Annotated in this window: 25 protein-coding genes; 15 read left to right on the plus strand and 10 right to left on the minus strand. The window is 60.1% G+C overall.

What is annotated here, in order from left to right:
* Position 1 precedes the first annotated feature (1 nt).
* The 3 genes from FIV08_RS16550 to FIV08_RS16560 are packed head-to-tail and all read left to right on the plus strand — an operon-like array spanning position 2 to position 2500.
* A complete protein-coding gene (locus tag FIV08_RS16550; protein WP_152439133.1) occupies positions 2 to 976 on the plus strand; it encodes a YVTN family beta-propeller repeat protein in 975 nt (324 codons plus the stop codon).
* Complete coding sequence (locus FIV08_RS16555; RefSeq protein WP_152439134.1) at positions 973 to 1695, plus strand: ABC transporter ATP-binding protein; 723 nt, start codon at positions 973 to 975, stop codon at positions 1693 to 1695. Before FIV08_RS16550 ends, FIV08_RS16555 begins: the two co-directional genes overlap by 4 nt.
* Before the next feature lies 1 nt (position 1696).
* Positions 1697 to 2500: an ABC transporter permease gene (locus FIV08_RS16560; RefSeq protein ID WP_152439135.1), complete on the plus strand. Its 804-nt coding sequence runs from the start codon at positions 1697 to 1699 to the stop codon at positions 2498 to 2500.
* A 12-nt stretch (positions 2501 to 2512) separates the two neighbouring features.
* Here the strand turns inward: FIV08_RS16560 and FIV08_RS16565 are convergent, their stop codons facing one another.
* The 3 genes from FIV08_RS16565 to FIV08_RS16575 are packed head-to-tail and all read right to left on the minus strand — an operon-like array spanning position 2513 to position 4978.
* Positions 2513 to 3184, minus strand: a complete 672-nt coding sequence (locus FIV08_RS16565; RefSeq protein WP_152439136.1) for an ATP-binding cassette domain-containing protein — start codon at positions 3182 to 3184, stop codon at positions 2513 to 2515.
* Positions 3177 to 3953: an ABC transporter permease gene (locus FIV08_RS16570; protein WP_152439137.1), complete on the minus strand. Its 777-nt coding sequence runs from the start codon at positions 3951 to 3953 to the stop codon at positions 3177 to 3179. Before FIV08_RS16570 ends, FIV08_RS16565 begins: the two co-directional genes overlap by 8 nt.
* A complete protein-coding gene (locus FIV08_RS16575; RefSeq protein ID WP_152439138.1) occupies positions 3950 to 4978 on the minus strand; it encodes an ABC transporter substrate-binding protein in 1029 nt (342 codons plus the stop codon). The genes FIV08_RS16570 and FIV08_RS16575 overlap by 4 nt, the downstream gene beginning before the upstream one ends.
* A 266-nt stretch (positions 4979 to 5244) precedes the next feature.
* On the opposite strand from FIV08_RS16575, the gene FIV08_RS16580 reads away from it, so the two are divergent.
* On the plus strand, positions 5245 to 5922 hold the full coding sequence (locus tag FIV08_RS16580; protein WP_106694070.1) for a response regulator: 678 nt from the start codon (positions 5245 to 5247) through the stop codon (positions 5920 to 5922).
* 15 nt (positions 5923 to 5937) lie between these two features.
* Here FIV08_RS16580 and FIV08_RS16585 read toward each other — a convergent pair whose 3' ends face one another.
* The 4 genes from FIV08_RS16585 to FIV08_RS16600 form a co-directional block, all read right to left on the minus strand.
* Positions 5938 to 8202: a NahK/ErcS family hybrid sensor histidine kinase/response regulator gene (locus tag FIV08_RS16585; RefSeq protein ID WP_228715561.1), complete on the minus strand. Its 2265-nt coding sequence runs from the start codon at positions 8200 to 8202 to the stop codon at positions 5938 to 5940.
* Positions 8186 to 9346, minus strand: a complete 1161-nt coding sequence (nosP, locus tag FIV08_RS16590) for a nitric oxide-sensing protein NosP (RefSeq protein WP_228715446.1) — start codon at positions 9344 to 9346, stop codon at positions 8186 to 8188. Before nosP ends, FIV08_RS16585 begins: the two co-directional genes overlap by 17 nt.
* A 255-nt stretch (positions 9347 to 9601) precedes the next feature.
* The gene (locus FIV08_RS16595; protein ID WP_152439141.1) at positions 9602 to 10705 is read right to left on the minus strand and encodes a porin; all 1104 of its coding nucleotides are present in this window, start codon (positions 10703 to 10705) and stop codon (positions 9602 to 9604) included.
* 178 nt (positions 10706 to 10883) lie between these two features.
* Positions 10884 to 12251, minus strand: a complete 1368-nt coding sequence (locus tag FIV08_RS16600; protein ID WP_152439142.1) for a WS/DGAT domain-containing protein — start codon at positions 12249 to 12251, stop codon at positions 10884 to 10886.
* Between the two features lie 348 nt (positions 12252 to 12599).
* Between FIV08_RS16600 and FIV08_RS16605 the strand changes: the two genes are divergently transcribed.
* Together FIV08_RS16605 and FIV08_RS16610 are read left to right on the plus strand one after the other, a co-directional pair.
* A complete protein-coding gene (locus FIV08_RS16605) occupies positions 12600 to 13523 on the plus strand; it encodes an alpha/beta hydrolase (protein WP_152439143.1) in 924 nt (307 codons plus the stop codon).
* Between the two features lie 94 nt (positions 13524 to 13617).
* Positions 13618 to 14367 (plus strand): FFLEELY motif protein, encoded by a 750-nt coding sequence (locus FIV08_RS16610; RefSeq protein ID WP_152439144.1) that lies wholly within the window; start codon positions 13618 to 13620, stop codon positions 14365 to 14367.
* A 6-nt stretch (positions 14368 to 14373) separates the two neighbouring features.
* Here the strand turns inward: FIV08_RS16610 and FIV08_RS16615 are convergent, their stop codons facing one another.
* Positions 14374 to 14652, minus strand: a complete 279-nt coding sequence (locus FIV08_RS16615; protein ID WP_061330695.1) for a polyhydroxyalkanoic acid system family protein — start codon at positions 14650 to 14652, stop codon at positions 14374 to 14376.
* A 116-nt stretch (positions 14653 to 14768) separates the two neighbouring features.
* Between FIV08_RS16615 and ubiE the strand changes: the two genes are divergently transcribed.
* The 9 genes from ubiE (at position 14769) to FIV08_RS16660 (ending at position 20895) form a co-directional block, all read left to right on the plus strand.
* Entirely contained in the window at positions 14769 to 15551 is a 783-nt protein-coding gene (ubiE, locus tag FIV08_RS16620; RefSeq protein WP_138435816.1) for a bifunctional demethylmenaquinone methyltransferase/2-methoxy-6-polyprenyl-1,4-benzoquinol methylase UbiE, read from the plus strand.
* Positions 15551 to 16192 (plus strand): ubiquinone biosynthesis accessory factor UbiJ, encoded by a 642-nt coding sequence (locus tag FIV08_RS16625; RefSeq protein WP_152439145.1) that lies wholly within the window; start codon positions 15551 to 15553, stop codon positions 16190 to 16192. Before ubiE ends, FIV08_RS16625 begins: the two co-directional genes overlap by 1 nt.
* A complete protein-coding gene (gene ubiB / locus FIV08_RS16630) occupies positions 16189 to 17832 on the plus strand; it encodes a ubiquinone biosynthesis regulatory protein kinase UbiB (protein WP_152439146.1) in 1644 nt (547 codons plus the stop codon). The genes FIV08_RS16625 and ubiB overlap by 4 nt, the downstream gene beginning before the upstream one ends.
* A gap of 28 nt (positions 17833 to 17860) precedes the next feature.
* A complete protein-coding gene (gene hisI / locus FIV08_RS16635; protein ID WP_058092481.1) occupies positions 17861 to 18277 on the plus strand; it encodes a phosphoribosyl-AMP cyclohydrolase in 417 nt (138 codons plus the stop codon).
* 12 nt (positions 18278 to 18289) lie between these two features.
* Positions 18290 to 18619, plus strand: coding sequence for a phosphoribosyl-ATP diphosphatase (locus tag FIV08_RS16640; RefSeq protein ID WP_058092480.1), 330 nt, complete (start codon positions 18290 to 18292; stop codon positions 18617 to 18619).
* 86 nt (positions 18620 to 18705) lie between these two features.
* Positions 18706 to 18936, plus strand: coding sequence for a Sec-independent protein translocase subunit TatA (gene tatA / locus FIV08_RS16645; RefSeq protein ID WP_058092479.1), 231 nt, complete (start codon positions 18706 to 18708; stop codon positions 18934 to 18936).
* Positions 18937 to 18947: 11 nt separating this feature from the next.
* Positions 18948 to 19400, plus strand: a complete 453-nt coding sequence (gene tatB, locus FIV08_RS16650; protein ID WP_152439147.1) for a Sec-independent protein translocase protein TatB — start codon at positions 18948 to 18950, stop codon at positions 19398 to 19400.
* Positions 19397 to 20179, plus strand: coding sequence for a twin-arginine translocase subunit TatC (gene tatC, locus FIV08_RS16655; RefSeq protein ID WP_072676241.1), 783 nt, complete (start codon positions 19397 to 19399; stop codon positions 20177 to 20179). Before tatB ends, tatC begins: the two co-directional genes overlap by 4 nt.
* Positions 20176 to 20895, plus strand: a complete 720-nt coding sequence (locus tag FIV08_RS16660) for a 16S rRNA (uracil(1498)-N(3))-methyltransferase (RefSeq protein ID WP_152439148.1) — start codon at positions 20176 to 20178, stop codon at positions 20893 to 20895. The genes tatC and FIV08_RS16660 overlap by 4 nt, the downstream gene beginning before the upstream one ends.
* Before the next feature lie 20 nt (positions 20896 to 20915).
* Here FIV08_RS16660 and FIV08_RS16665 read toward each other — a convergent pair whose 3' ends face one another.
* Both FIV08_RS16665 and ubiH read right to left on the minus strand, forming a co-directional pair.
* Complete coding sequence (locus FIV08_RS16665) at positions 20916 to 22139, minus strand: FAD-dependent monooxygenase (protein ID WP_152439149.1); 1224 nt, start codon at positions 22137 to 22139, stop codon at positions 20916 to 20918.
* Positions 22129 to 23415: a 2-octaprenyl-6-methoxyphenyl hydroxylase gene (gene ubiH, locus FIV08_RS16670; protein ID WP_152439150.1), complete on the minus strand. Its 1287-nt coding sequence runs from the start codon at positions 23413 to 23415 to the stop codon at positions 22129 to 22131. The genes FIV08_RS16665 and ubiH overlap by 11 nt, the downstream gene beginning before the upstream one ends.
* Between the last annotated feature and the right edge of the window lie 3 nt (positions 23416 to 23418).

The raw sequence follows: 23418 nt of genomic DNA on the forward strand, positions 1-23418 counted from the left end.
CATGAAATCATTGTTCAAACACGCTGCTCTAGCGGCCATGATCGGTCTTTCCGGACCTGCAGTGGCCAGCCTGGCCTACGTTTCCAACGAGAAGGACAACACCCTGTCTGTGATCGATACAGACACCCACCAAGTGATCGATACCATTGAGGTTGGCGCACGCCCCAGAGGTATCCTGTTGTCGAAGGACTTCACCAAACTCTATATCTGTGCCAGTGACGATGACACGGTGCAGGTGCTGGACCTGGCCACCCGGAAGATCATCGACACCCTGCCCTCCGGCGAGGACCCAGAGCAGTTCGCCCTGCATCCGAACAACCGGCACCTGTATATTGCCAATGAGGACGATGCCATCGTGACGGTGGTAGACGTACAAACCAAGGATGTGCTGGCCCAGATTGATGTCGGCATCGAGCCGGAGGGTATGGCAGTCAGTCCCGACGGCAAGTGGGCGGTGAACACCAGTGAAACCACCAGCATGCTGCACTGGATCAACACCGAGACCTTCGAAATCGAGAAGAACGTGGTCGTTGGCCAGCGCCCCCGCCATGTGGAGTTCACCAAAGACAGCAAGATCGCCTGGGCCTCAGCCGAAATCGGCGGCACCGTGCACATCTTTGACGTCGACACCATCGAAGAGATCAAGCAGATTGATTTCAAGATCCGCGGCGTACCCCAGGACCGCGTTCAGCCGGTTGGCATTCAGCTGACCTCTGACGGCAAGTACGCCTTTGTGGCCTTGGGGCCGTCCAACCACGTCGCCGTGGTGGATGCCCAGACCTATGAGGTTCTGGACTATCTGCTGGTCGGTTCCCGGGTATGGCAGCTGGCACTGGATAAGGATGAGAAGTTCCTTTACACCACCAACGGTGTCTCTGGCGATGTCTCTGTGATTGATGTAGACGAGCTCAAGGTCATCAAATCCATCAAGGTGGGCCGCTACCCCTGGGGTGTGGTGATTGATCCGACTTCATGACCATCGAAGCCCGGGACATCAGCTTCCGCTACGGAGACAAAGCGGTTCTGAAGGAGGTCAGCTTCGCGCTGACCTCTGGCCGTTTCCATGCACTTCTGGGCCCAAACGGGGCAGGTAAATCCACCCTGTTTGGCTTGCTCACCCGGCTACTGGCCTTGCAGCAGGGCGATGTCTTGCTGGGCGGCCAGTCGCTCAGAAAACAGCCCGCAGAGGCGATGCGGAAGATCGGCGTGGTGTTCCAGCAGAATGCCCTGGATCTGGACTTGTCCGTTCGCCAGAATCTGCACTACCACGCCGCGCTGCATGGCCTGTCCCGCAAAGAAGCCCGGGCCCGTGGTGACCGGGAGCTGGCCCGGTTCAATCTGCTCGACCGGGCCGACGACGCGGTTCGCCAGCTCAATGGGGGGCACCGGCGGCGGGTGGAAATTGCGCGTGCACTGCTTCATCAACCCTCCCTGTTACTTCTGGATGAGCCCACCGTAGGCCTCGATGTCGCCAGCCGGCGGGCACTCAACGAACACGTTCGGACCCTGTGCGAGCAAGACGGGCTGACCGTACTCTGGGCCACGCACCTGATTGAAGAGGTTCAGGAGCAAGACAAGGTGTTGATTCTGCACCAGGGCCGCTTGCTGGCAAACGGCACGGGACAGGTGATCTGCGAGGAGCAAGGCGCACAGAATCTGGCAGACACGTTCCACAAACTGACCGGAGCCGGCTAATATGAAAGCCATCGATTACTGGCACTGTTTTATGGGCATCCAGACCCGGGAATGGCTCAGGTTCTGGCAGCAACGCACCCGCTTTGCCAGTGCGCTGGTGCGGCCCCTGCTCTGGCTGGTGGTATTCGCCGCCGGGTTCCGGGCGGTTCTGGGCATTTCCATTATTCCCCCGTACCAGACCTACATCACTTATGAAACCTACATCGTGCCCGGACTGTGCGGCATGATCATCCTGTTCAACAGCATGCAAGGCGCACTGTCGATGGTGTATGACCGGGAGCTCGGCAGCATGCGGGTGCTGTTGATGAGCCCCCTGCCCAGGCCATTTCTGCTGATTACCAAACTGCTGGCCATGGGTTTTGTCTCCGTGGCCCAGGTTTATGTTTTTCTGCTGATCGCATGGCTGGTTGGCGTAGAGCCACCCCGATGGGGGTACCTGGCGATTCTGCCCGCATTGGTCCTCACCAGCCTGATGCTGGGCGCACTGGGATTGCTGATAGCCACCTGGATAAAACAACTGGAGAACTTCGCGGGGGTGATGAACTTTGTCATTTTCCCGATGTTCTTTATGTCTTCCGCCCTGTATCCGTTGTGGCGCATGAACGAAGCCAGCCCATGGCTTTACTGGATCTGCCAGTTCAATCCGTTTACCCACGCAGTTGAAGCGATCCGGTTTTCACTCTATCTGGAATGGAACCCTCTGGCCGTCGGCATAACCGCCGGCGTGACCATCGTACTTTCGCTTTTCGCTACCGCGGGTTTTCGCCCCCAGCGGACGAAAATCCTGGGGAGCAAGCCCGCCTGATCCGGCCGAGTGTCAGGAGCCCACTCTATCCAGCCTCCTCAGCTGCTCTAACAACTCGCGAACGGCTCCCGACTCCACCACCCGGTCGTCCCATTGCAACCTTGCCGGCTTACCATCGAGGTACCAGAGCCGGTTTGCCAGTAACTCTGCATCACCGCTGTCGTGGGTCACACAGATCATGGCCATATCCGGGTTTGCGTCCAATATGCCGGCGATCAGCTGTTTCAGATCTCCCGCCATGATCGGGTCGAGCGAGGCAAAGGGCTCGTCCAGCAGTAGAAGGTCCGGCTTGACCGCCAGGCAGCGGGCCAACGCAGCACGGCGCGCCATCCCCAGTGAAAGCTGATCCGGCAGGTAATGGCCATAACCGGCCAGACCAACCTGTCGCAACAGGTGCTCAGCCTCCTCATCGCTCGCGCCCACCAGCCGGAGGTTGGCTTTCAGGCTTCGCCAGGGCAACAGCCGATGCTCCTGAAACAGGTACCCGACTCGCAGTGTTTCACGACCAACCACCGCACCGGCCGGCATTGAGTGATCCAGGCCGGCGATGGCATTGATCAGCGTGGTCTTACCGATGCCGGACGGCCCCAGCAAGCAGATGCGGTCGCCACGCTTGATGGTGGCAAACACTTCGCCCAGCACGGGCTGTGCATAGTCCCGACCGCGTATTCTCAGCTCAAGCATGGGCCTGCTCCGGCTGTCGCCAGCGATTGGCCCGTCTTTCCACAGGCTGTAACAGCCCCAGTTCGATCAATTGCACAACGGCGATAAACGCCAGGCTGTAGGCCAGAATGGCTGCAACGTCGAACACCTGGAACGCCAGGTGCAGCTGAAAACCGACACCGCTGGAACGCCCCAGCAGTTCAACCACCAGAACGATTTTCCAGATCAGCGAAAGCCCTCCCCGGGTGGCCGCCATCAGATAAGGAAAGAGCTGCGGCACCCACACCTGCCGGAGCCGCTGCCAGCGGGTAAATCCGTACACGGTAGCCATCTGTTCCAGCCGGTAGTCCAGGCTGCGTGCACCTTCTCGCACTGTGACGGCGACATTCGGGATCTTGTTGATAACAACCGCCATCACCGCAGCCGCCTCCACCAGCCCGAACCAGACATACATCAGTATGATGGTGACCAGCGCAGGCAGGTTCAGAAGCAGCACCAGCATGGGATCAAACAGTGCGTTGGCGGTGCGCGACCGGCCCATCACAATACCGATACACGTACCCAGCAGCATCGCCAGGGTAAACGCCACCGCGACCCGTGCCAGCGTGGCGCCCAGATGGAACCAGAGCTGACCGCCCCGCGCTTCCTTCATCAAGGTTTCCAGCACCTGCAATGGTCCGGGTAGCAACGGGGATTCCAGGTGCCAGGCAAACAGCCCCCAGAACACAATAAACAGGGGCAGTACCAACCAGTAGCTCCAGACCGGCGGGCGACCTGCCTGGCTGCTCACGGCGGGCTCCGGTAGAACAGGGCTTCGGGCATCAGGGCCTCGGCATCAGCGCCTGTGAGCACCAGCAGCCGCTGGAGATCGCCACGGCGCTGCTCGGTCAGCGGCGCCGGGGTGCCCGCCACAAAGCCATCCCGCAGGGCTTCGAACACGGCCTCTGTGGACTGCCCCATCAGAGGCCGTAACCGCTGCCAGTGCGAAGGTTCACCGGCCAGCTCGGCTTTTGCCTGTTGCAGCGAACGGGCAAAGCGTTCAATCAACCCGGCATGCTGTTGCGCCCATTCTGAGGGAAAGACATAACCCAGTACCGGCAGGTTTGGTTCCAGGTCCAGAGCCCTGAGCAGGTCCGCCATCCCGAAAGCCGAACGCCAGCCGCCCTCGCCTCTGAGCCGGGCAGAGAAGTGCCAGTAGGTGACGATGGCATCAACCTGCTCACGCTTTAGCGCCTGGTTCAGTAGTGGCGGGGCGGCAAACTGCACCCGGGCATCTCGAGCCAGATCGATACCCTGTCGCTCTGCCACCTTGGTCAGCAGCACCCAGCCCTTGCTGTCCGGCCCGCCGGCTACGCCGATGCGTTTGCCTGCCAGGTCAGCCACCGAGCGAATCGCAGACGCCTCCGGCACGACGATATCCCCGATCTGGCTTGAGAACGGCACATACAGGTAGGGGGTGCCGGCTTGGAATCGCGACTGCGCCCAGAGCAAATCAGCCACCGCGCCATGCACGGAACCACTGGTGACTGCCAACCGTGACGCTGGCAAATTCGCCACCAGTTTCAGGTCAAGCCGGTAGCCGTTCTTCTGGTCCAGCTTTCTGTGTTGCAGATGATCCAGCTCCCAGTGGGCGGTACCGAACTGAAGCACGCTGATGCTGAGAACGGGCAACCCCGCCGGCTCCCGCGAATAGCCGTTGTCCGGTGTTACCAGCAAAACCACGGCAAACACCAGGCTGAGCACGCGAAAGCCCCGTGAGAACCACCCCTTGAGGCCCGGGTGTACGGCTTGAGTTATTCTTGTGTGATGCTTCATACCATCACGATACGAAGCCCTCAGCCCTTCAAGAATAGTACTTTGGTGCCTGTTTTTTGGTGCGATGGTCGCATTCAACCCAAGGCCAATATGGCGTGTAATGAAACCATCACAATAATAAACAGAAGGTGATCGCACCCATGCAGACACCTTCTGCACAGGAGGCCGCCATGTTAACCGAGCTTGATGCCGCACTCTCGTCGGAAAAACGCTATGATGAATCCGACACCACTCCCGAAGACGACAATAAACAGGCAGAAACATCCATGGAGCCGGCGTACAAGATTCTGATTGCCGACGACCACCCCCTGTTCCGGGAAGCGATCAGCAGTGTGATCGCCTCAGGATTCCAGGGCAGTGAGATTATCGAAACCGATGATCTGGACAGCGCGCTGGAAATCACCCGCGAAAACGACGACCTCGACCTCATCCTGCTGGATCTGAACATGCCAGGCATGCACGGCCTCAACGGCTTGATTACCCTGCGCAACGAGGCGCCGACCATTCCGGTGGTCATCGTATCCGCTGAGGAAGACAAACAGGTGGTGCTGCAGGCGATCACTTACGGCGCCGTGGGCTTCATCACCAAATCCTCACCCCGGGCCCAGATGACCGAAGCCATCCAGCAGATCCTGAATGGCAACGTATACCTGCCCTCCGACATAATCCGCACCGGCAAGGAAAGTAACAGCCGCAGAGCCCGGCACGAAGACAACCCCATTTCCCCGGAACTGCTCAACTCCCTGACCCGTCGCCAGTTACTTGTGCTGGAAAGAATGTCCAAAGGCGAGTCCAACAAGCAGATCGCCTACAACCTGAACATTGCAGAAACCACCGTGAAAGCCCACGTTTCGGCCATTCTGAGGAAACTCGGTGTGCACAACCGGGTGCAGGCCATTCTGTCGGCCAGTGATGTGGATTTCAGCCAGTACCTGAAGCGTTGACCAGTCTTGAGGGGCTCAGCCCCTCAAGACATGATTGAGCACCGCTCTTAATTTCAGCGGCTTGACCGGCTTGTTCATCAGCAGATACCCCAACTCGCGGATGTGCTGTTTCAGTTCGTTGGTGTAATTGGCTGTGATCATCAACACCGGCGCCGGCTGACTTCGCCGGCCATTGATCTGGGCAACCGCATCCACACCATTCTCATCGTTGTCCAGATGGTAATCCGCCAGGATCAGGTCCACCGGTGTGCTGGCGATATCCACTTTGGCGTCCAGATCAGGCACAGAGACGGCGGTCACCACCCTGCAGTCCCAACCCTCCAGCAGGGTTTTCATCCCCTCACAGATGGCCAGATCGTTGTCGATAACCCACACCCTGGCGCCGGACATGCCGTGATCCACTTCGACCTTCTGGATATCCGTGGTCGCCGCCGGCGAGGGCTGCAACTGCCCCAGCGGCACCCGCACGCTGAACACCGAGCCTTTGCCCTCAGTCGACGCCACAGACACCTCATGCCCAAGCATGCGGGATATCTTGTCGACGATCGCCAGCCCCAGGCCCAGCCCCTTGTCGGCCTGAGAGCCACTCGGGCGAATACGTTTGAATTCCTGGAAGATCTCGGTCAGCTTGTCCTCGGGAATACCCGGGCCGGTGTCCCAAACCTGCAGTAACACGTGATCATGCCGGCGGCGAACACCGAGCAGGATGCGCCCCTGACCGGTGTAACGGATCGCGTTGGTCAGGAAGTTTCTCAGGATTCTGGCCAACAGCTGGGAGTCAGACTGCACCACCGCCGACGATGGCACGAAATCCAGCCGCAGCCCCTCTGCCAAAGCCATCTGACGGAATTCCCGGGCGATGTTGTTGAGCAGATCCCGCAGATCAAAGGCGGTCACGTCCGGTTTGATCACCCCGGCGTCGAGCTTGGAAATGTCCACCAGCGTGCCCAGCAGGTTCTCGACGTCATCCAGCGAGGTGCTGACCGAGCGCACCAGGCCCTCGGCCCTGGGGCCGAAGCTTTGCTCCTGCAAGGCGCTGGTGAACAGACGGGCAGCATTGAGCGGCTGCAGCAGATCGTGACTGACGGCGGCCAGAAACTTGGTTTTCGACAGATTGGCCCGCTCAGCCTCCAGTTTGGCCTCCCTGAGGCGCGCCTCAACCGCTGCACGCTCGGAGATCTCCTGACGAAGCTGGGCGTTGAGGCCGGTCAGTGCCGCTGTGCGCTCCCGTACCCGCTTTTCCAGGTTGTCATAGGCCTGCTCCAACGCCAGCGCGGTTTTTCGGCGATCGGTAATATCACGAATCAGCACGAAGAAGCCGACCACTTCGCCATTGTCATCAACGTTGGGCACATACGATCTGAGCATGTACCGCTGCTCACCCCGAACACCGGTTTCGTCAAACTCGAATGTCACGCTGTGGCCGTCCATGACCTCCAGAATCTGGGGTAGCAGCCGCTGGTAAAATTCAGGCTCGTGCACCTCGTCCAGGCGCATACCCAGGGGCGACTGCCCGGGCTGGCCATACCAGGCCTGGTAAACCTTGTTGCAGAACTGCACGGTCAGATCAGCGCCCACGTATGCAATCAATGCCGGCACATGGTCTGTCACCACGCGAATCCAACGCTCGCTTTCTTCCAGCGCCTTGATACGGCGCGCCATTTCGCTGTTCTTGACGTCAGTGATGTCGGAATACAGCACCACAAGCCCGCCTTCCCGCGTGGGCCTTTCGGTCATCTGCACCCAGCGGCCGTTGGACAGCAGGAACACCGTGCCCTCGGCATCCTCGTGGCTGTGCTCCTCGACGACCAGCCCGGAGCTCAGCGCTTTCGATTTCACCTTGTCTATCGGGGTGCCCGCTGCCGGCACCGGCACACCGGCATGGCGCCAGTAACTCCGGAAACGACTGTTGGTCTGAATCAGGCAGTGGTTGTGGTCGAACAATACGAATCCATCAGCAATGCTTTCAATAGCATCGTTCAGGCGCTGGCGCGAGGTCTCCGCCTCTTCCCGGGCACGCATCAGAGCTTTGTTACTGGCCTTGAGTTCTTCCATGGTCAGGTTCAGGGCTTCCGTGCGCTCACGGACCTGCTCGGCCAGTATCACCGAGTGCTCGAACGCCGCGTAGGGCTCCGGCTTGTGGGCAGAGCCAGACTCCACCCGAACAATCAGCGCGTCCCGGATGTCACGCAGGCGCCGGTTTTCAGCTTCCAGTTCCGCAATGCGTTGGTCCTTGGCGGACTCGCCGGAAGATTCGGGGAGATCAGGTACTGAACTCAGGCTGGCCAATGACCACCCCCGTAAAGGTCTGATTAATGTGCATACCGTTGAACTGCTCCCCGTAGGTGTTGAACCCCACCACACGGTGCGCTTTGAGGAATTCGGAAACCGCGTCACTTTGTCCGGTCAGCTCGGCTTCGAGCCGGCGTAAAAAGCAGTCGCACCCCAGTGTTACCAGCGGTGTGCCGACCACCCGCTCGGAGGCTTCAATCTGGGTTCGTACACTGTCCAGGAGCGAACCCGGCGCCATGGCGGTCATGACAATGCCAGTCTCCACTGCGCAATAGAACGTGAGACTGCGATCAGGATTGACTCTCTGGATAGAGCGAACGAAATAGTTCCCTCCCACTCGAACGCCCAGGGGCCGCAGGGCAAACACCTTGCGGTCCAGTTCATCCAGCGATACGCCCACCGCCCGACCATAGACCTCAGCCGCCGGCTCCGCGTTCAACTCGTATACAGTCCGGCTTTGCGGACAGGCCCGGGTAACCACCAGTTTTTCATCCAGCGGTTCCATGTGGTGGGTCGAGAACACCCGGAAATCCAGCGGGGTATTGACCAGCATGACGGTGGCCGCCCCGCAGTGAAATTCACCATCGTAATAAACGTGGGTATCGGCCAGGCGCTCGTCGTCCCCCGCAGATCCACCAAACTGAGGGATTGTGCCTAAAGCCGCATTGAGAGTCGCCAGTACCAGTTCTTCCCGGCTGGAAAGACCATCCAGCAAGGTAATGGCAAAGGTATTGCCCTTGACCGGCGCCAGGTTGGCATCCCGGCAGGTGGTCAGCATCTGGTCAATGACACCCTGGGCGTCCTGGAGGGTGAATCGATCCAGCTGCCGAATCAAAGCACAATCGATGGCGAAGTAACGGGCATCAAACCCGATGGCGCTGATGCAGCCCCGGTCGTATCCCTGCTCGGTAATCTCACCGGCCGAGGTGCAACCGTAGACACGCACACCAGAGAAGGCTTTTTGCAGAGCGGGACCCAGTTTCTGCAGGTCATACTCAACAGAGCAGAAGAACAGCACGCAACCCAGGTTGTCGTGCACAAGCCGCTTGGCAAGCTCTGCCGCGGCCAGCTCGGGCTCGCGGACGCTGGAACTGGCGACTCGCACTGCGGGTAACTGACTGACTGGCTTCATCGGTAGCCTGCTCGGAATACGGGAATCTGATACCGATTCTACGCCTCCTGAACCACCAGCCAATGCGACTTCAGTGCACTTTGTCGGCGCGCCAAATCTTCCGTAAGCCATTGATTATCTTCCCCTTGAATCAATGTCCGGTGACGCAGCCAGGTTTTGGCAAGAGCAAACCGGCACTTTAGTCTGAGACGGCCATCGCAGGCGCACCGGCTTCCTGCCGGCTACCTGCAAGGCCATAGACAGGAGCGAAGCTCCTCAGAACATCACAACGGCACCCAGTGCCAGAGTGTTGGCGTCTGCGGTTTTCACACCGGTAGACTTGGTTTCCTGCTCGAACATATTGTATTCGGCCACCAGCTTGAAGTTACTGTTAACGTCGTGGAACACGGCTACAGACATATTCTCGGTCTCGAAATTGCCCTGATCGGAATCGGTTTCACCGTAAGACAGCACAAAGCGGTTCGCCCCCAGGGTGTAGGAAGCCTGAACCAGGTAGCCATCGGCGTCCTCTTCAGAGGCCAGAGCCCCATCCGTAATCAGAACCGGCACATCGCCTTTGGAAGTGAAGCCTGAAGCCGTCAGGGACAGACCGGCCACAGCCGCTTTCACACCATAGCCAACGCCCTGACTGTCGATCTTGGTAGTGGCGTTTTCGGAGCTCTGATGACGACCGTTCACCCAACCCGTCAAGGCCACGCCGTTCAGGTCAGCGCTGTAGGTGACTTCCGCCTCAAAACGCGGGGCAGACTGCTCAGACTGGGCGCCCGGCGTGGTGTTGGCAGGCTCAAAAATACCCGCTGCAACGTTCAGGCCGCCCATGTCCGGTGTGCGATAGGTGATCTGGGCTGACGGATTTGGGTAAGGGTAGCCGGTGCGGATATTGCCGAAAGACACGCCTGTGGCTGCACCCGGAGAACCAAAACCCATCAGGATCTCATCCAGGAAGATATTGGAACGGGCGTACAGGCCGAAATCTTTACCAATCAGGACCTGACCAAAAGCGCCATCCACGGTTGCATACAGTTGACGCACATCGATTGCGGTGTCGGTCGGCGACTGCAGGCTGTCGTTGATCGTGCTCCAGAACGATGAACGGCCACCCAGTGTCAGGTCGCCCATCTCCTTACTGAAATTGAAGCCGATGGTGTTCGGCAAAAAACCCATCTTGACGTCGGAATTGCGCACGTCAGCAACTTTGTCATCACGGTTCACGTAAAACGCATTGAAGTAGCCATCCACCGAAAAGCTGGTGCCGTCCTCGTTGTACAGTTCAATGGCTGCATTGGCTCCGGCACTGGCTCCCATGGCCGCCATCATGGCAATGGCCAACCCTGACTTTCTGAAGTTGTTGTTTTTCATACATCCCCCGGTTGTTTTTTGGAAATCTGGGATAAGAGGACCGGTTATCCGATCGCTCCAGGCGAGGTCTGACGCCTGATTTCCATGGTCGGTGATGCAACAACAGGGGGGAATGCTTCCAGCGAGCAGGTTTTCTGCTCATTTGGGAGGCATTTGAAACGAAACTTTGGAAGTACGACTACGTGGAAAGACCACCCGTGAACTGGTCCAGTTCAGACAAGCAGTCATCAAGAAACTCATGGGGGTTGGCCAGAATGGCCTCATCCGCCACCACACCAAACTGCACCTGACCGGCGTAGCTGACGATACTCACACCCAACCCGATATCGCCGGCCTGGGGCACCCAGAACATCTGCTCGGTGATGGCACAACCGGCCAGGTAACGGGTCTCCGGCGTACCAGGCACATTGGACACCACCGCAGAGGCCTTGCGGAAAAACAGGTCAGCCAGTGGTTTGCGCCCCACCTCCGGCAAAAGCGCGGCGCTGGCCGTCAGCCCCCAGGCGATCCCCGGCTGCCAGCTCTTCTTGAGCTTGCGGGTTTCATGCTTGATGCGGAACAGCCGCTCCAGGGCACTGGCTCCATCCACCGGCATGGGCACGAACACCGTGCCAAAGCAGTTGCCGGGCTCGCCGTCCTCCGGCCGAACCCCCTCCGGCATCCGGGACCGGATATCCACGGGCACGGCCGCATGCATGACCGCATCGTCCAACTGTTCTGGTGACATCCCCAGCCGTGGGCGCACAGCAGCCGCCACACAGGCCAGTAACACATCGTTGATCGTAGTATGGGTGGCCGATGCGACTGCACGAAAACGGTCAAGCGCCACCGGTTCAGACCACCGACAGCTACGCCGGCCCAGCAATGGCCGCCGCAACTCAGAGGGCGTATCGGCCGGTTCCACCAGAAACTCGCTGAGCTCATGCACCATCCGGGCACTGGCCTCCAGTGCCCGCCCGGCGTGCCCCACTCCTTTGGTGGGGCCATCATCCGGTATCGCGCCGGAAACCTGGCCTGCCTGGGCAGCCATATTTCCCAACCATTGCCTGGCGTAGGTTGTCCACCGTTCCAGCTGCGGCAACTCGGCAGCGCCATAGATGGCCGGGTACTGCCGGGGCGACGGCGGGCATAGTGTTGAGAAAATGCCCAGCAGGGACAGCCCGTCGGCGTAACAATGATGCAGGCGCAGCAGCAAGGCCGCACCACCCTGGGCGTTGGGCGCCAGCCAGAACTTCCAGCCCGGGCGATACCGCGGCAGCGGCTCGTTCAGCCGCGCCGACACCCAGTCCTGCAACTGATGCTGATCAAACCGGTCTATCACCACGTCAAGGTGATGGGAAACGGAAAAAGTGGGGTCTTTCTGCCAGTACCAGGCCGGCGCCTTCCAGACCGGGCGGCAGAGAAAACGCTCCCAGGCGGTCCAGTACACCTCCAGAAATTCCCGGAACCGGCCGGCCGTCAAGCCGTCAACCCGGAGCATAATGGTAATGGTCATGGGGTTTTCCGGCCGTTCCAAAGCCAGCCAGGCCGAATCCGAAGGCAGCATGAGATGCGATTGCTCCTGGTTCAAACCTGATAGTCCCCGATGAATAACGTGCCCGATAAGTAAAAAGCCAATCCCGCATTGTGCCAGAGTCCTTTACGGGGCTCCATCACCGTGCGTCGCCCACAGCGTTACAAAAAATTACCTGCAAGTAACCCTTCGGCTCTATACTGGTTATATGTAATGATGCAATGGTTATAGAGAAGGACCACGATGCTGCGCGATTGGCTACAGATCTCCGGAAATCCCGGCGGTAGTGCCACTAACTCGCCCAGCCAAACGCGGTACAAATGAGAGACCGGCACAACCAAAACCAATAACAGTCCATTGCAATGCCGGGGGAGATGAATCATGAAAGCCAGTCATGTTCGCAAACTGATCAAGCCTATCGAGAGCGCCTATTCAGAGATGTTCTCAGGCCGGGTTTACCGTGTTGGTAAAGGCGCCGTATCGGTGCGGAATCATAGCGGCGCTGCGGAACATACCGTCATCGGCGTCCACGGCTTTCTGGAAAATCACTGTTACTTCACCCAGGCCTATGACGGCCCGACCACCGAACTGATTCTTCTCACCTGCAGCAACTACCATATTCCGGTAAACGGTGTAACGCCGGAGAACCCGGGCTGGGAAGTGCCCATCAAGCACCTGGAAGGTACCATTGAGTATGATGCCTGTATTCTGAATCAGGCACTGCAAAACCTGCCCAGCACCCGCAATATCCGGATCCACGGCCACTCCAGGGGTGGTGCGGTGATTCTTGAAGCCATCAAGCAGTGGCCAGAGCTGTACGAAGATGTCGAAATTGTGCTGGAAGCGCCAGTGCTGCCCCAGGGCAAACTGCACGCCCTGGTGACCACCCTGCTGGAGCCGGTCAGCCACGGCATGTGGCCCTGGCTGATCCGTCTGATCAACAGCGCGCCGCAATCCGCCTATGGCCAGACATTCTTTGGCAAGATGAACCCGAGAAAACGGCAGCTGCTGAACAAATTGTTCTATGCCACCAAGGATCATCTGACCATCGTGCGCAACATTGAAAATATCATGGAGTGGATGGTCCGCACAGACACCTCGGTGTACCAGCATGTGCGCCATGGCACGTTCCTGATACCTGCGACGGATCGCATCCTGGATCGCAATGCCATGCTGGCCAGTGCCCGTACCAGCCCGACCAACATGCGCATCATCGAAACCGAAGCCCCCAGCCACTTCATCACGCTGGACAGCAAGGAATGGGTGCCCGGTCTGGAAACTCTGCCTGTTGCCGCCGAGGGCTGAACCTTAACAGGTGCAGCCCGGTTTCCGCTTCGCTAAACTGAGCGCCTTTTTCTGAGGCCATGCCTCTTGTCGCCGGTTTTATTGGAGCCCCTGCATGTATCGTGAGCGCCTGGTCACAACGGACGTGAATTCAGAAAACGCCCACCGGCTTAAACGCCTGCTACTGGAATACCACGACTTTCGCCAGCTCAAGTCAGCCCACCCCCTGCTGGAAGACACCCGCCGCATCGCCGACTGGCAAGCGGAACGGCTGAAAGCCACGCACCAGGACCTTTACCAGAACCCCGGCTATCACACTGGCCTGGAATTCTTGCTGACAGACCTTTACGCCCCTGCTGGCATGACCCAACGGGACGATAACATCGACCGGGTCTTCCCGAAGATGGTGAAGTGGCTACCAGACCATCTCTTGGGCACCTTCGCCGGGCTGGTTGAACTGAACCTGGTCACCCAGAGCCTGGATCTTGAACTGGCACAATGGTTTGACCGGCACAACCTGAGTACCGCCTCAATCACCACCAGCGACTATTGCGACGCTTATCGGGCCAGCGGCCAGTTGAGCATCCGCAGCCGGCAACTGGAACTGGTGGCCGACACTGGCCAGCAGTTGGACCGCTACGTGCGCAACCGCACCCTGGGCTGGCTGCTGTCGATGAGCCGGGGGCCGGCGGAAATGGCCGAGCTGGGCGATCTGCACAGTTTCCTGCACCGGGGCTACAGCGCATTCCGGAAGATGGAGGATGTCGACGTGCTGATTGAACGGCTGATCGGCCGGGAAAAACAGGTGATGGAGAACATACTGGCGAGCCACCCGGAACCCTTCTCGGTACCGGGCAACCTTTAACCGGGCTCAGGCTGTGAGAATCTGGTCCAGTTGCGAGTGAATTTCCTGCTCGATACGGGATTTGAACGGGCGCAGCATCAGCCCCAGTTCCAGGCGGATGTGCAAATCACTGTCAGAGAGATCCAGGTGGCCTTTCACCCCACTGCGCTTGAACGTGAGCAGGTCGCCCTCCCACTGGTAATTGACGTCGAACTGCTTCGACAGATCTTTCGCCAGGGTTTCTGCCGCTTCACGGGCGTGGGCTTTGTCCAGGGAGTGGGCGCGATGAATATCAATGACAGACATGGATCAGTTTTCTCGGTTGTTTGGAGACAGATTTACAGTGTAAGTCGGCAATAAACTTGTAGCCAACCCCTCAAAGGTTAGAATACCAACCTGAGATTCTGACAGGACCAACACCCATGAGCGAGCAGCAAACACCGGGCACCCCCGGCAACGGCCAGGACGACGTAACCCACTTCGGGTTCCGCAATGTACCCAGGAGCCAGAAAGCCAGCCAGGTGGCTCAGGTTTTCCACAGCGTGGCCGGCAAATACGACCTCATGAACGATTTGATGTCCATGGGCATCCACCGGCTGTGGAAGCGTTTCACCATTGAACTCAGCGGTGTTCGCCAGGGCCATCAGGTACTGGATATTGCCGGTGGCACCGGCGACCTGACCATGAAATTTTCTGACCTGGTCGGCCCCACCGGCAAGGTGGTCCTGGCCGACATCAACGCCTCCATGTTGCAGGTAGGCCGCAGCCGGCTGACCGACCGGGGCTACGCTGGCAACATCGAGTACGTGCAGGCCGATGCCGAGCACCTGCCATTCCCGGACAACAGCTTCCAGGCCGTGTCCATCGCCTTTGGCCTGCGCAACGTCACCGACAAGGACCAGGCCCTGCGGGACATGGCCCGGGTCCTGAAACCCGGCGGCAAGCTGATGGTGCTGGAATTCTCCAAGCCCACCAACCCACTGCTGAGCAAGGCCTACGACACCTACTCGTTCACCGCCCTGCCGTTGATGGGCCAACTCATCGCGGGCGACAGTGAAAGCTACAAGTACCTGGCCGAATCCATCCGCATGCACCCGGACCAGGACACCCTGAAAGGTATGATGGAACAGGCCGGTCTGGTGAACTGCAAGTACTACAACATGACCGGCGGCATTGTCGCCCTGCACGTGGGAATCAAACCCTGATGTTCCCCGGCCCGACCCTTCTGTCCGCTGCCAGCGCCATTGTAGAGATCGCGCTGAACCGGGCACTGGAACTGGACACAGCGGGCCGGCAGGCCCTGCTGGACGCCCTGACCGGGCCGGCACAATTCAACATCAGCGCGCCGGTCCCGTTGACCTGGACCCTGGAGTGTGTGGGCGAACGGGTTCAGGTGCGCAGTCAGCCCGCCGATGCCCCCGAGCTGGTCATTACCGGCCGCCCCATGGCCTTTGTTGCCCTCGCCCTGGGCGATGACCAGGTGTTTGCGGACAATCGGCTGGGCGTGCAGGGCAATACCGCCCTGGCCCACCAACTGCAACGTGCCCTGAACCAGCTGGAGCCTGACTGGGAAGCGGCCATGGCCCGACACCTTGGCGACCTTCCGGCACATTTTCTCGGCAAGCGCATCCGCAGCGCGGTGCAATGGAGCCGGCAGGCTGCTAATGCCATGAACGCCAATCTGGAAGAGTACCTGCACGAAGAGAGTCGGGCCCTGCCCGGCCGCAGAGAGCTGGAGGCCACATTCCAGGACATTGACCAGCTCAACCTGCGCACTGAACGCCTGGAAGCCCGGCTGACACAGCTGGAAAGTTCCGGTAGCGACAACGATACGGAGACCCTGTGACCCGCCTGCAACGCCTGTTCCGAATTGCCTGGGTATTCTGCCGCTACCGGCTGGACACGTTTCTGCCCCTGGCGGAACTGCCCACACCGCTGAAGATTTTCTTCCTGCTGGCGCCCTGGCACCTGTTCCCCCAGCCGAAACTGAGCCGGGGCGACCGGCTGCGACTGGCGTTGGAAGAGCTCGGCCCGGTGTTCGTCAAATTCGGCCAGATTCTCTCCACCCGGCGGGACCTGCTGCCCGACGACATGGCCGAATCCCTGAAACAACTGCAGGATCGGGTGCCGCCGTTCCCCAGCGACCAGGCCCGGGGCATTATCGAGAAATCCCTGGGCGCGCCGGTGTCGGAGCTGTTCGCCGAGTTCAGCCCGGACCCGATGGCCTCGGCCTCCGTGGCCCAGGTACACGCCGCCACCCTGCCCAATGGCCAGAGAGTGGTGGTCAAGGTGCTGCGCCCAGGTATCGACAAGGTGATCCGCCAGGACCTTGGCCTGATGTACCTGATGGCCGGCCTGCTGGAAAAATACTGGTCTGAAGGCAAACGCCTGCACCCGGTAGACGTAGTGGCCGATTACGACGCCACCATCCACGATGAGCTGGACCTGCAACGCGAAGCCGCCAATGCCAGCCAGTTGCGCCGCAACTTCGACAACTCACCGCTGATCTACATCCCGTTCATCGACTGGGACTACACCAGCAAATCCGTGCTGGTGATGGAGCGCATTCACGGCATCCCCATTGCCGACGTAGACAGCCTGAAAGCGGCCGGCGTCAATATGAAAGTGCTAGCCGAAAAAGGCGTGGAGATCTTCTTCACCCAGGTGTTCCGGGACAGCTTCTTTCACGCCGACATGCACCCGGGCAACATCTTTGTCGACGTCTCCAACCCGGCTGACCCGAAGTACATCGCCATCGATTTCGGCATTGTGGGCACCCTGGCGCCAGACGACCAGAGCTACCTGGCCCGTAACCTGCTGGCCTTCTTCCGCCGGGATTACCGCCAGGTGGCCCAGCTGCACATACAGTCCGGCTGGGTGCCGCCGGACACCCGGGTGAATGAATTCGAGGCAGCCATCCGTACCGTGTGCGAGCCAATCTTCGAACGGCCACTGAAAGACATCTCCTTCGGCCACTTCCTTCTGCGGTTGTTCCAGACGGCCCGCCGTTTCAATATGGAAGTGCAGCCGCAGCTGGTACTGCTGCAGAAAACCCTGCTGAACGTCGAGGGCCTGGGCCGCCAGCTGTACCCGGATCTGGACCTGTGGAGCACCGCCCAGCCGTTCCTGGAGAGGTGGATGCGCCAGCGCATCGGCCCCGCCGGGTTGATCAAATCGCTGCAAACGCACCTGCCGGCGTGGCTTGAACAGTCGCCGGAGATGCCGCAACTGGTTCATGATGCGCTATTACAGCTTCGAAGCAGCGGCCCCACGGAAGAACAGAATCGCGCTACGCTTGAGTTAATGAAAGAGCAGCAACAGCGCAGCGACCGCCGGTGGCGCCGGGGTTTCATTGCCGCCGCACTCACCGCCGCAGCCCTGGCGGGCACTCAGGAGCAGGCCACGCAGCTGGCGGCCGATGCGCCACTTTGGAGCTGGGCCTTGCTTGCCCTTGCCGGCGCGGTCATGCTCCGGGGCAGCCGTTAAACGAATGGATTTATCAGGATTCACAAAAATGCAAGATTCCCCCGCTAACGTCGTACAGCCTGACTGGCTCAACGAGATTCGCTGGACAGAAGACGGCCTGGTACCGGCCATCGCCCAGGATGCCGACAACGGCGACATCCTGATGATGGCGTGGATGAATGCCGAGTCACTGAAGCTGACCGTTGAGGAAGGCCAGGCGGTGTACTGGTCCCGATCCCGGGGCAAGCTCTGGCGTAAGGGCGAAAGCTCCGGACACCAGCAGGTACTCCGGGATATCCGGCTCGACTGCGATGCCGACGTCATTTTGCTGAAAGTGGAACAAAAAGGCGGTATTGCCTGCCATACTGGTCGGCGAAGCTGTTTTTACCGGACCCTGAAAGACGGCCAATGGGTCAGCGCCGAGCCGGTGCTGAAAGACCCGAACGCCATCTACGGCAGTGATTGAGGAGCAGAGACCGTGAGTGATGTACTGGAACGCCTGGCCCAGGTCCTGGAAGCCCGCAAGGAAGCCGACCCGGAAACCTCCTACGTGGCCAGCCTGCACGCCAAGGGGCTGAACAAGATTCTGGAGAAGGTGGGCGAAGAGTGCACCGAAACACTGCTGGCCGCCAAAGACGCCGAACACTCCGGGAACACCCGGGATGTGGTGTACGAAACGGCCGACCTGTGGTTTCACAGCATGGTGATGCTCTCCCGGCTTGGGCTCGGACCAAAAGATGTGATTGATGAACTGGCCAGTCGTTTCGATCTGTCAGGCCTAGAAGAGAAAGCGTCGCGGAACTCGTAAAGAGGTACCCCTAACGGGGATTTCCGGGAACGGTCGCCGTTGGCGTACAATGTCATGGAACAGCAACAATTGAACGAGGAACCCTCATGGGTATCAGCATCTGGCAACTTTTAATCGTACTCGGCATCGTCATCCTGTTGTTCGGAACCAAGAAACTGCGCAACATCGGCAGTGATCTGGGCGGCGCGATTCGTGGCTTCAAGAAATCCATGAGCGACGAAGAGGAAAAATCCGCCGATCAGAGCACGCTGGAAGGCCAGCAGGCTGAGAAAACTGAGGCCCCGGCCGAAGAGAAGCCCCGGGAAAAGCAAAGCTGAGTACCGCCTGAATGTTCGATATTGGCTTCATTGAGCTACTGATCTGCGGCATCATCGCGCTGCTTGTGCTTGGGCCTGAGCGCCTGCCTACCGCTGCCCGGGCCGCGGGCCGGTGGATTGGCGGCGCGCGGCGCATGGTGGGCCAGTTCACCTCGGAACTGGATCGCCAGCTCAAGGCAGAAGAGCTGCGGGAAGAGCTCCGCAAGGCCGGTGACGTCGGCCTGGACGACATGGAGAAAACCGTCCGCGGAGCCCTTGATGAAGCCAAGAAATACGAACACATGATCCTGCCAGACAGCGAGACCCGCAAACCCCGGCCCGCACCGGCAACCCGCAGGCTCGCCGGCGAGGAAAGCACAAATCAGTCAACCGCCGAGACTCCGCAAGGCGACAACGCCGATCAGGAAGCCAGCGGCGAGGCCAGCAACGCGACACCAGAGCGGCCATCGGATAATCGTTCATGAGCGACCCAGGCAGTAACCCGATACCTCCTGAACAACAGGAGATGCCCCTGATCGAGCACCTGCTCGAATTGCGCAACCGGCTCCTGAAAATGGTGCTGGCCGTCATTGTGTGTTTTGCCTTTATCTACCCGTTCGCCAACGACCTTTACCTCTGGCTGTCGTTACCACTGCGCGAGCTGCTACCGGTGGGCCAGACCATGATCGCCACCGACATCACCTCGCCTTTCTTTGCGCCCCTGAAACTGGCTCTGGTGCTGGCAGTCTTTGCCGCCATCCCGGTGATCCTGTATCAGCTCTGGAGCTTCGTAGCGCCGGGCCTGTACGCCCATGAAAAGCGCCTGGCATTTCCCCTGCTGTTTACCTCCGTCATCCTGTTCTATGCGGGCGCGGCCTTTGCCTATTACGTGGTATTCCCTCTGGTCTTCGGATTCTTTACCGCCATTGGGCCCGAGGGCATTGTCGAGCTGCCTGACATCAGCAGTTACCTGAACTTCGTTCTGAAAATGTTCTTTGCCTTCGGGGTGGCCTTCGAGATTCCCATTGCCACTGTGCTGCTGATCCTCACAGGTGCCACTACGCCCCAGGATCTGGCCGCAAAACGCCCCTACGTGGTGGTGGCCTGCTTTATCATCGGCATGCTGCTGACCCCGCCCGACATTATTTCCCAGACCCTGCTGGCGGTGCCCATGTGGATTCTGTTCGAGTTTGGCATCCTGTTCGGGCGCCTGGCATACCGCCGGGTAGATGACGCCTCTGAGGGCGAGTCCGACTCCGCATGAACCTGGCGCTGCTGTTCGACGAAGACTTCACCGGCACAGACCGGGTGCTGCTCCGCGGTCGCCGCCTTGAACACCTGAGGACCGTACTCAAAGCCAGTACCGGCCACCAGATTCCGGTCGGCCGGGCCAACGGCGCCATAGGCACCGGTGAAATCCTGACCCTGACAGACACCGAAGCGGAGCTGAAGGTCACGCTAAGCCAGCGCCCACCACAGCCTCTGCCACTGACCCTGATCCTGGCCATGCCACGGCCAAAGATGTTCCGCCGCGTGCTGCAGACCTGCGCGTCCTTGGGGGTGAAGGATATCTGGTTGATTAACAGTTACAAGGTGGAAAAAAGCTTCTGGCAAACTCCGTGGCTGTCAGACGACAACCTGAGGGAAAACCTGACACTGGGCCTTGAGCAGGCTAAAGATACGGTGATGCCACAGGTGCATATCCGCAAGCTGTTCAAACCCTTTGTGGAAGACGAACTACCGGCCCTGCTGGCAAATAAAATCGCGCTGGTGGCGCACCCCGGCACAACCGCACCCTGCCCGGTTCACCTGAACGAGCCGGCAGCCCTGTGCATCGGGCCGGAAGGCGGTTTTACCGATTACGAAGTGGGCAAACTGGAAGAGGCCGGATGCCAGGGTGTGCATCTGGGGCCCCGCATTCTGCGGGTGGAAACGGCCGCGCCAGTGTTGATCAGCCGGCTGTTTGACGCCTGCGGCTGAGCTACCCGCAAAGCCGTCTCTTATTCCGTGATACCCATGGCTTCTGCCGCCACCCGATTCTTCAGCATGGGCAACTGGTTGAGCCAACGCATACCGGTATTCCGTAACCAGCGAACCGGCAGCTCGTCCCGGGCAAACAGCTGCTTGAAGCCTTCCATCGCCGCCATCATGGTGAGATTCTCGCCTTTTCGGCGACGCTGGTAACGGGCCAGTACCAGGGCATCATCCGGGGCCAGGTTGCGGGCCTTGGCCCGGGCCAACTCTTCCAGCAGGGCCCTCACATCGCCATAGCCCAGGTTGGCACCCTGGCCCGCCAGCGGGTGAATGGTGTGGGCGGCGTCCCCAACCAGGGCCAGGCCGTCGGTAACATAGTCCTTGGCGTGGCGCTGGCGCAGCGGGAAGGCAAAACGCCCGGAAACCTCCAGTACCTCACCCAGTTGCTGCTCAATGGCAACGCCTAACGCCTGCCGAAACGCCTCGGTGTCCAGCGCCATCAGGCGTTTGGCTTCCAGCGTATCCTGAGACCAGACAATCGAGCAGAAATGGTCATCGCCGGCTTCGTTCAGTAGCGGCAAAAAGGCCAACGGCCCGGTTGGCGAAAAGCGCTGCCAAGCAGTATAGCGGTGCGACTGGCGGGTGCGGACCGTGCACACAATCGCCTGCTGGTCGTAATCCCACTCCCGCGTGGCCAGGCCACTCCATTGCCGCAAGCGAGACAAGGCGCCGTCGGCTCCGACCACAAGGCGGGCGTTCAGGCGCCGGCCGTCTTCCAGCTCGACACCGTCACGGCCATGCCAGGCCTTCACCCGGACGCCGTCAAACAGGGTAACGCCACTGTCGGCCAGCTCTTCAAACAGCGCGCGCACAATGTTCCGGTTCTCAACAATGGTTCCCAGTGAACTGGCGTGCAGCTCCGCTGCATCAAAATGGATACGCCCGGTGCCGTCACCATCCCACACCGTCATCTGGCGGTAGCCACAGTGGCGACTGTCCTGGACCCGCTGCCAGGCGCCCAGTTCAGCCAGCAGACGCTGGCTGGCCAGGGAGATAGCGCTGACTCTGGGCTCAAAGTCGTTCACATCCGTTGCCGGGGCCGCCGGTGCGACCAGCTCTGCTACCGTGGCACCTTCAATCAACCCGACCTGCCAACCCTGGCGGGACAGCCCCAGGGCCAGTGCTGAGCCAATCATGCCTCCACCCACAATCAGGATATCCATCTGCGAATTGCCGGAATCACTGGTCATTGCGGGCAGGCTCCTTCGAACAATCGGCACGGGAAACAACGGGTTTACGGCCACCGGTGCCCATGGCTTTGCGGGAAAACCAGCGCTTGGCGCCAGGCACCAGATCCAGGCCTACCAGGCCCGCGTCCCGGGCGGCCGCCAGAGGTGGCAATGATTGCCCGAACACACGAATCAGGGAATCCGAAAACTGTACGGTTTGCTGCCAGTCCTGCCGGTGCAGGCGCTGGTACTCTCCCAGAATCGACAGATCGCCCAAAGGCGTGCCGTCGTCCACCGCCCGCCGGAACTGCTCCACCAGGGTCATCAGCCCACGCAGGGCCAGGTTAAACCCCTGCCCGGCGACCGGGTGCAGCGCGTGGGCCGCATTACCCACCAGGGCAACGCCCGGGCGCACGGCTTCATCCACCGTGGTCAGCTTCAACGGGTAGTGATGGCATTCACCTATCCGGGTAAAGCGCCCCAGGCGCCAGCCAAAACGCTCCTGCAAGGCCTGGCATCGCTGGTCATCGGACAGCGCCAGTACCTGCTCCAGCGCACTGTCGGTGAGCGTCCACACCAGGGCGGACTGGTTTTCCGCCGTCACCGGCGAGCCATGGGGCAGCAAGGCCATAGGCCCCGCCTCGGTGAAGCGTTCGAAAGCGGTAAACCCGTGTGCGTCACTGGTGGAGACGTTGGCAATCAGGGCATTCTGACCGTAGTCCTCGGTGCGGGTCACAAACCCCAGCTGTTCCCGCAGGCCAGAGCGGCCGCCATCAGCCACCACCAGGCACTGCCCGGCCAGACTGTAGTGTTCGTCACCCTTGCGAATCTCGACGCAAACACCACCAGGCATCGGCGTCATACCGGTGACTTCCGCCGGCGCCTGCCAGCTCACGGGGGTGTCCAGCAGCGCCCGCATCAGGCTCAGGCCCATCCAGCGGTTATCGGCCACATAGCCCAGGGCTGCCTGACCGTGATCCTGCGCATGCAAGCGGGTTGCGCCGAATCGCCCCCGGTCCGACACGTGGATGTGGTGGATTGGCGTGGCATGTTCCGCCAGTACCTCCCACAGCCCGAGGTTTTCGAAGATCAGCCGTGAGCCCCAGGCCAACGCCGTGGAGCGTGCGTCGTAACTGGGCTGGTAGTCTTCGGGCAAGGCATCTGGCGACAGTGGAAAGGTTTCCACTACCGTTACCCGTAACTCCGGCACCACGCGCGCCAGCGCCAGCGCCAGGGTGGCCCCGGCCAGGCCGCCACCGGCAATGATCAGATCGGTATCGGTGCGGGTGTCTGTCACAGT

This window comes from Marinobacter sp. THAF197a (assembly GCF_009363275.1).
In the GTDB taxonomy this organism is placed as follows: Bacteria; Pseudomonadota; Gammaproteobacteria; order Pseudomonadales; family Oleiphilaceae; genus Marinobacter.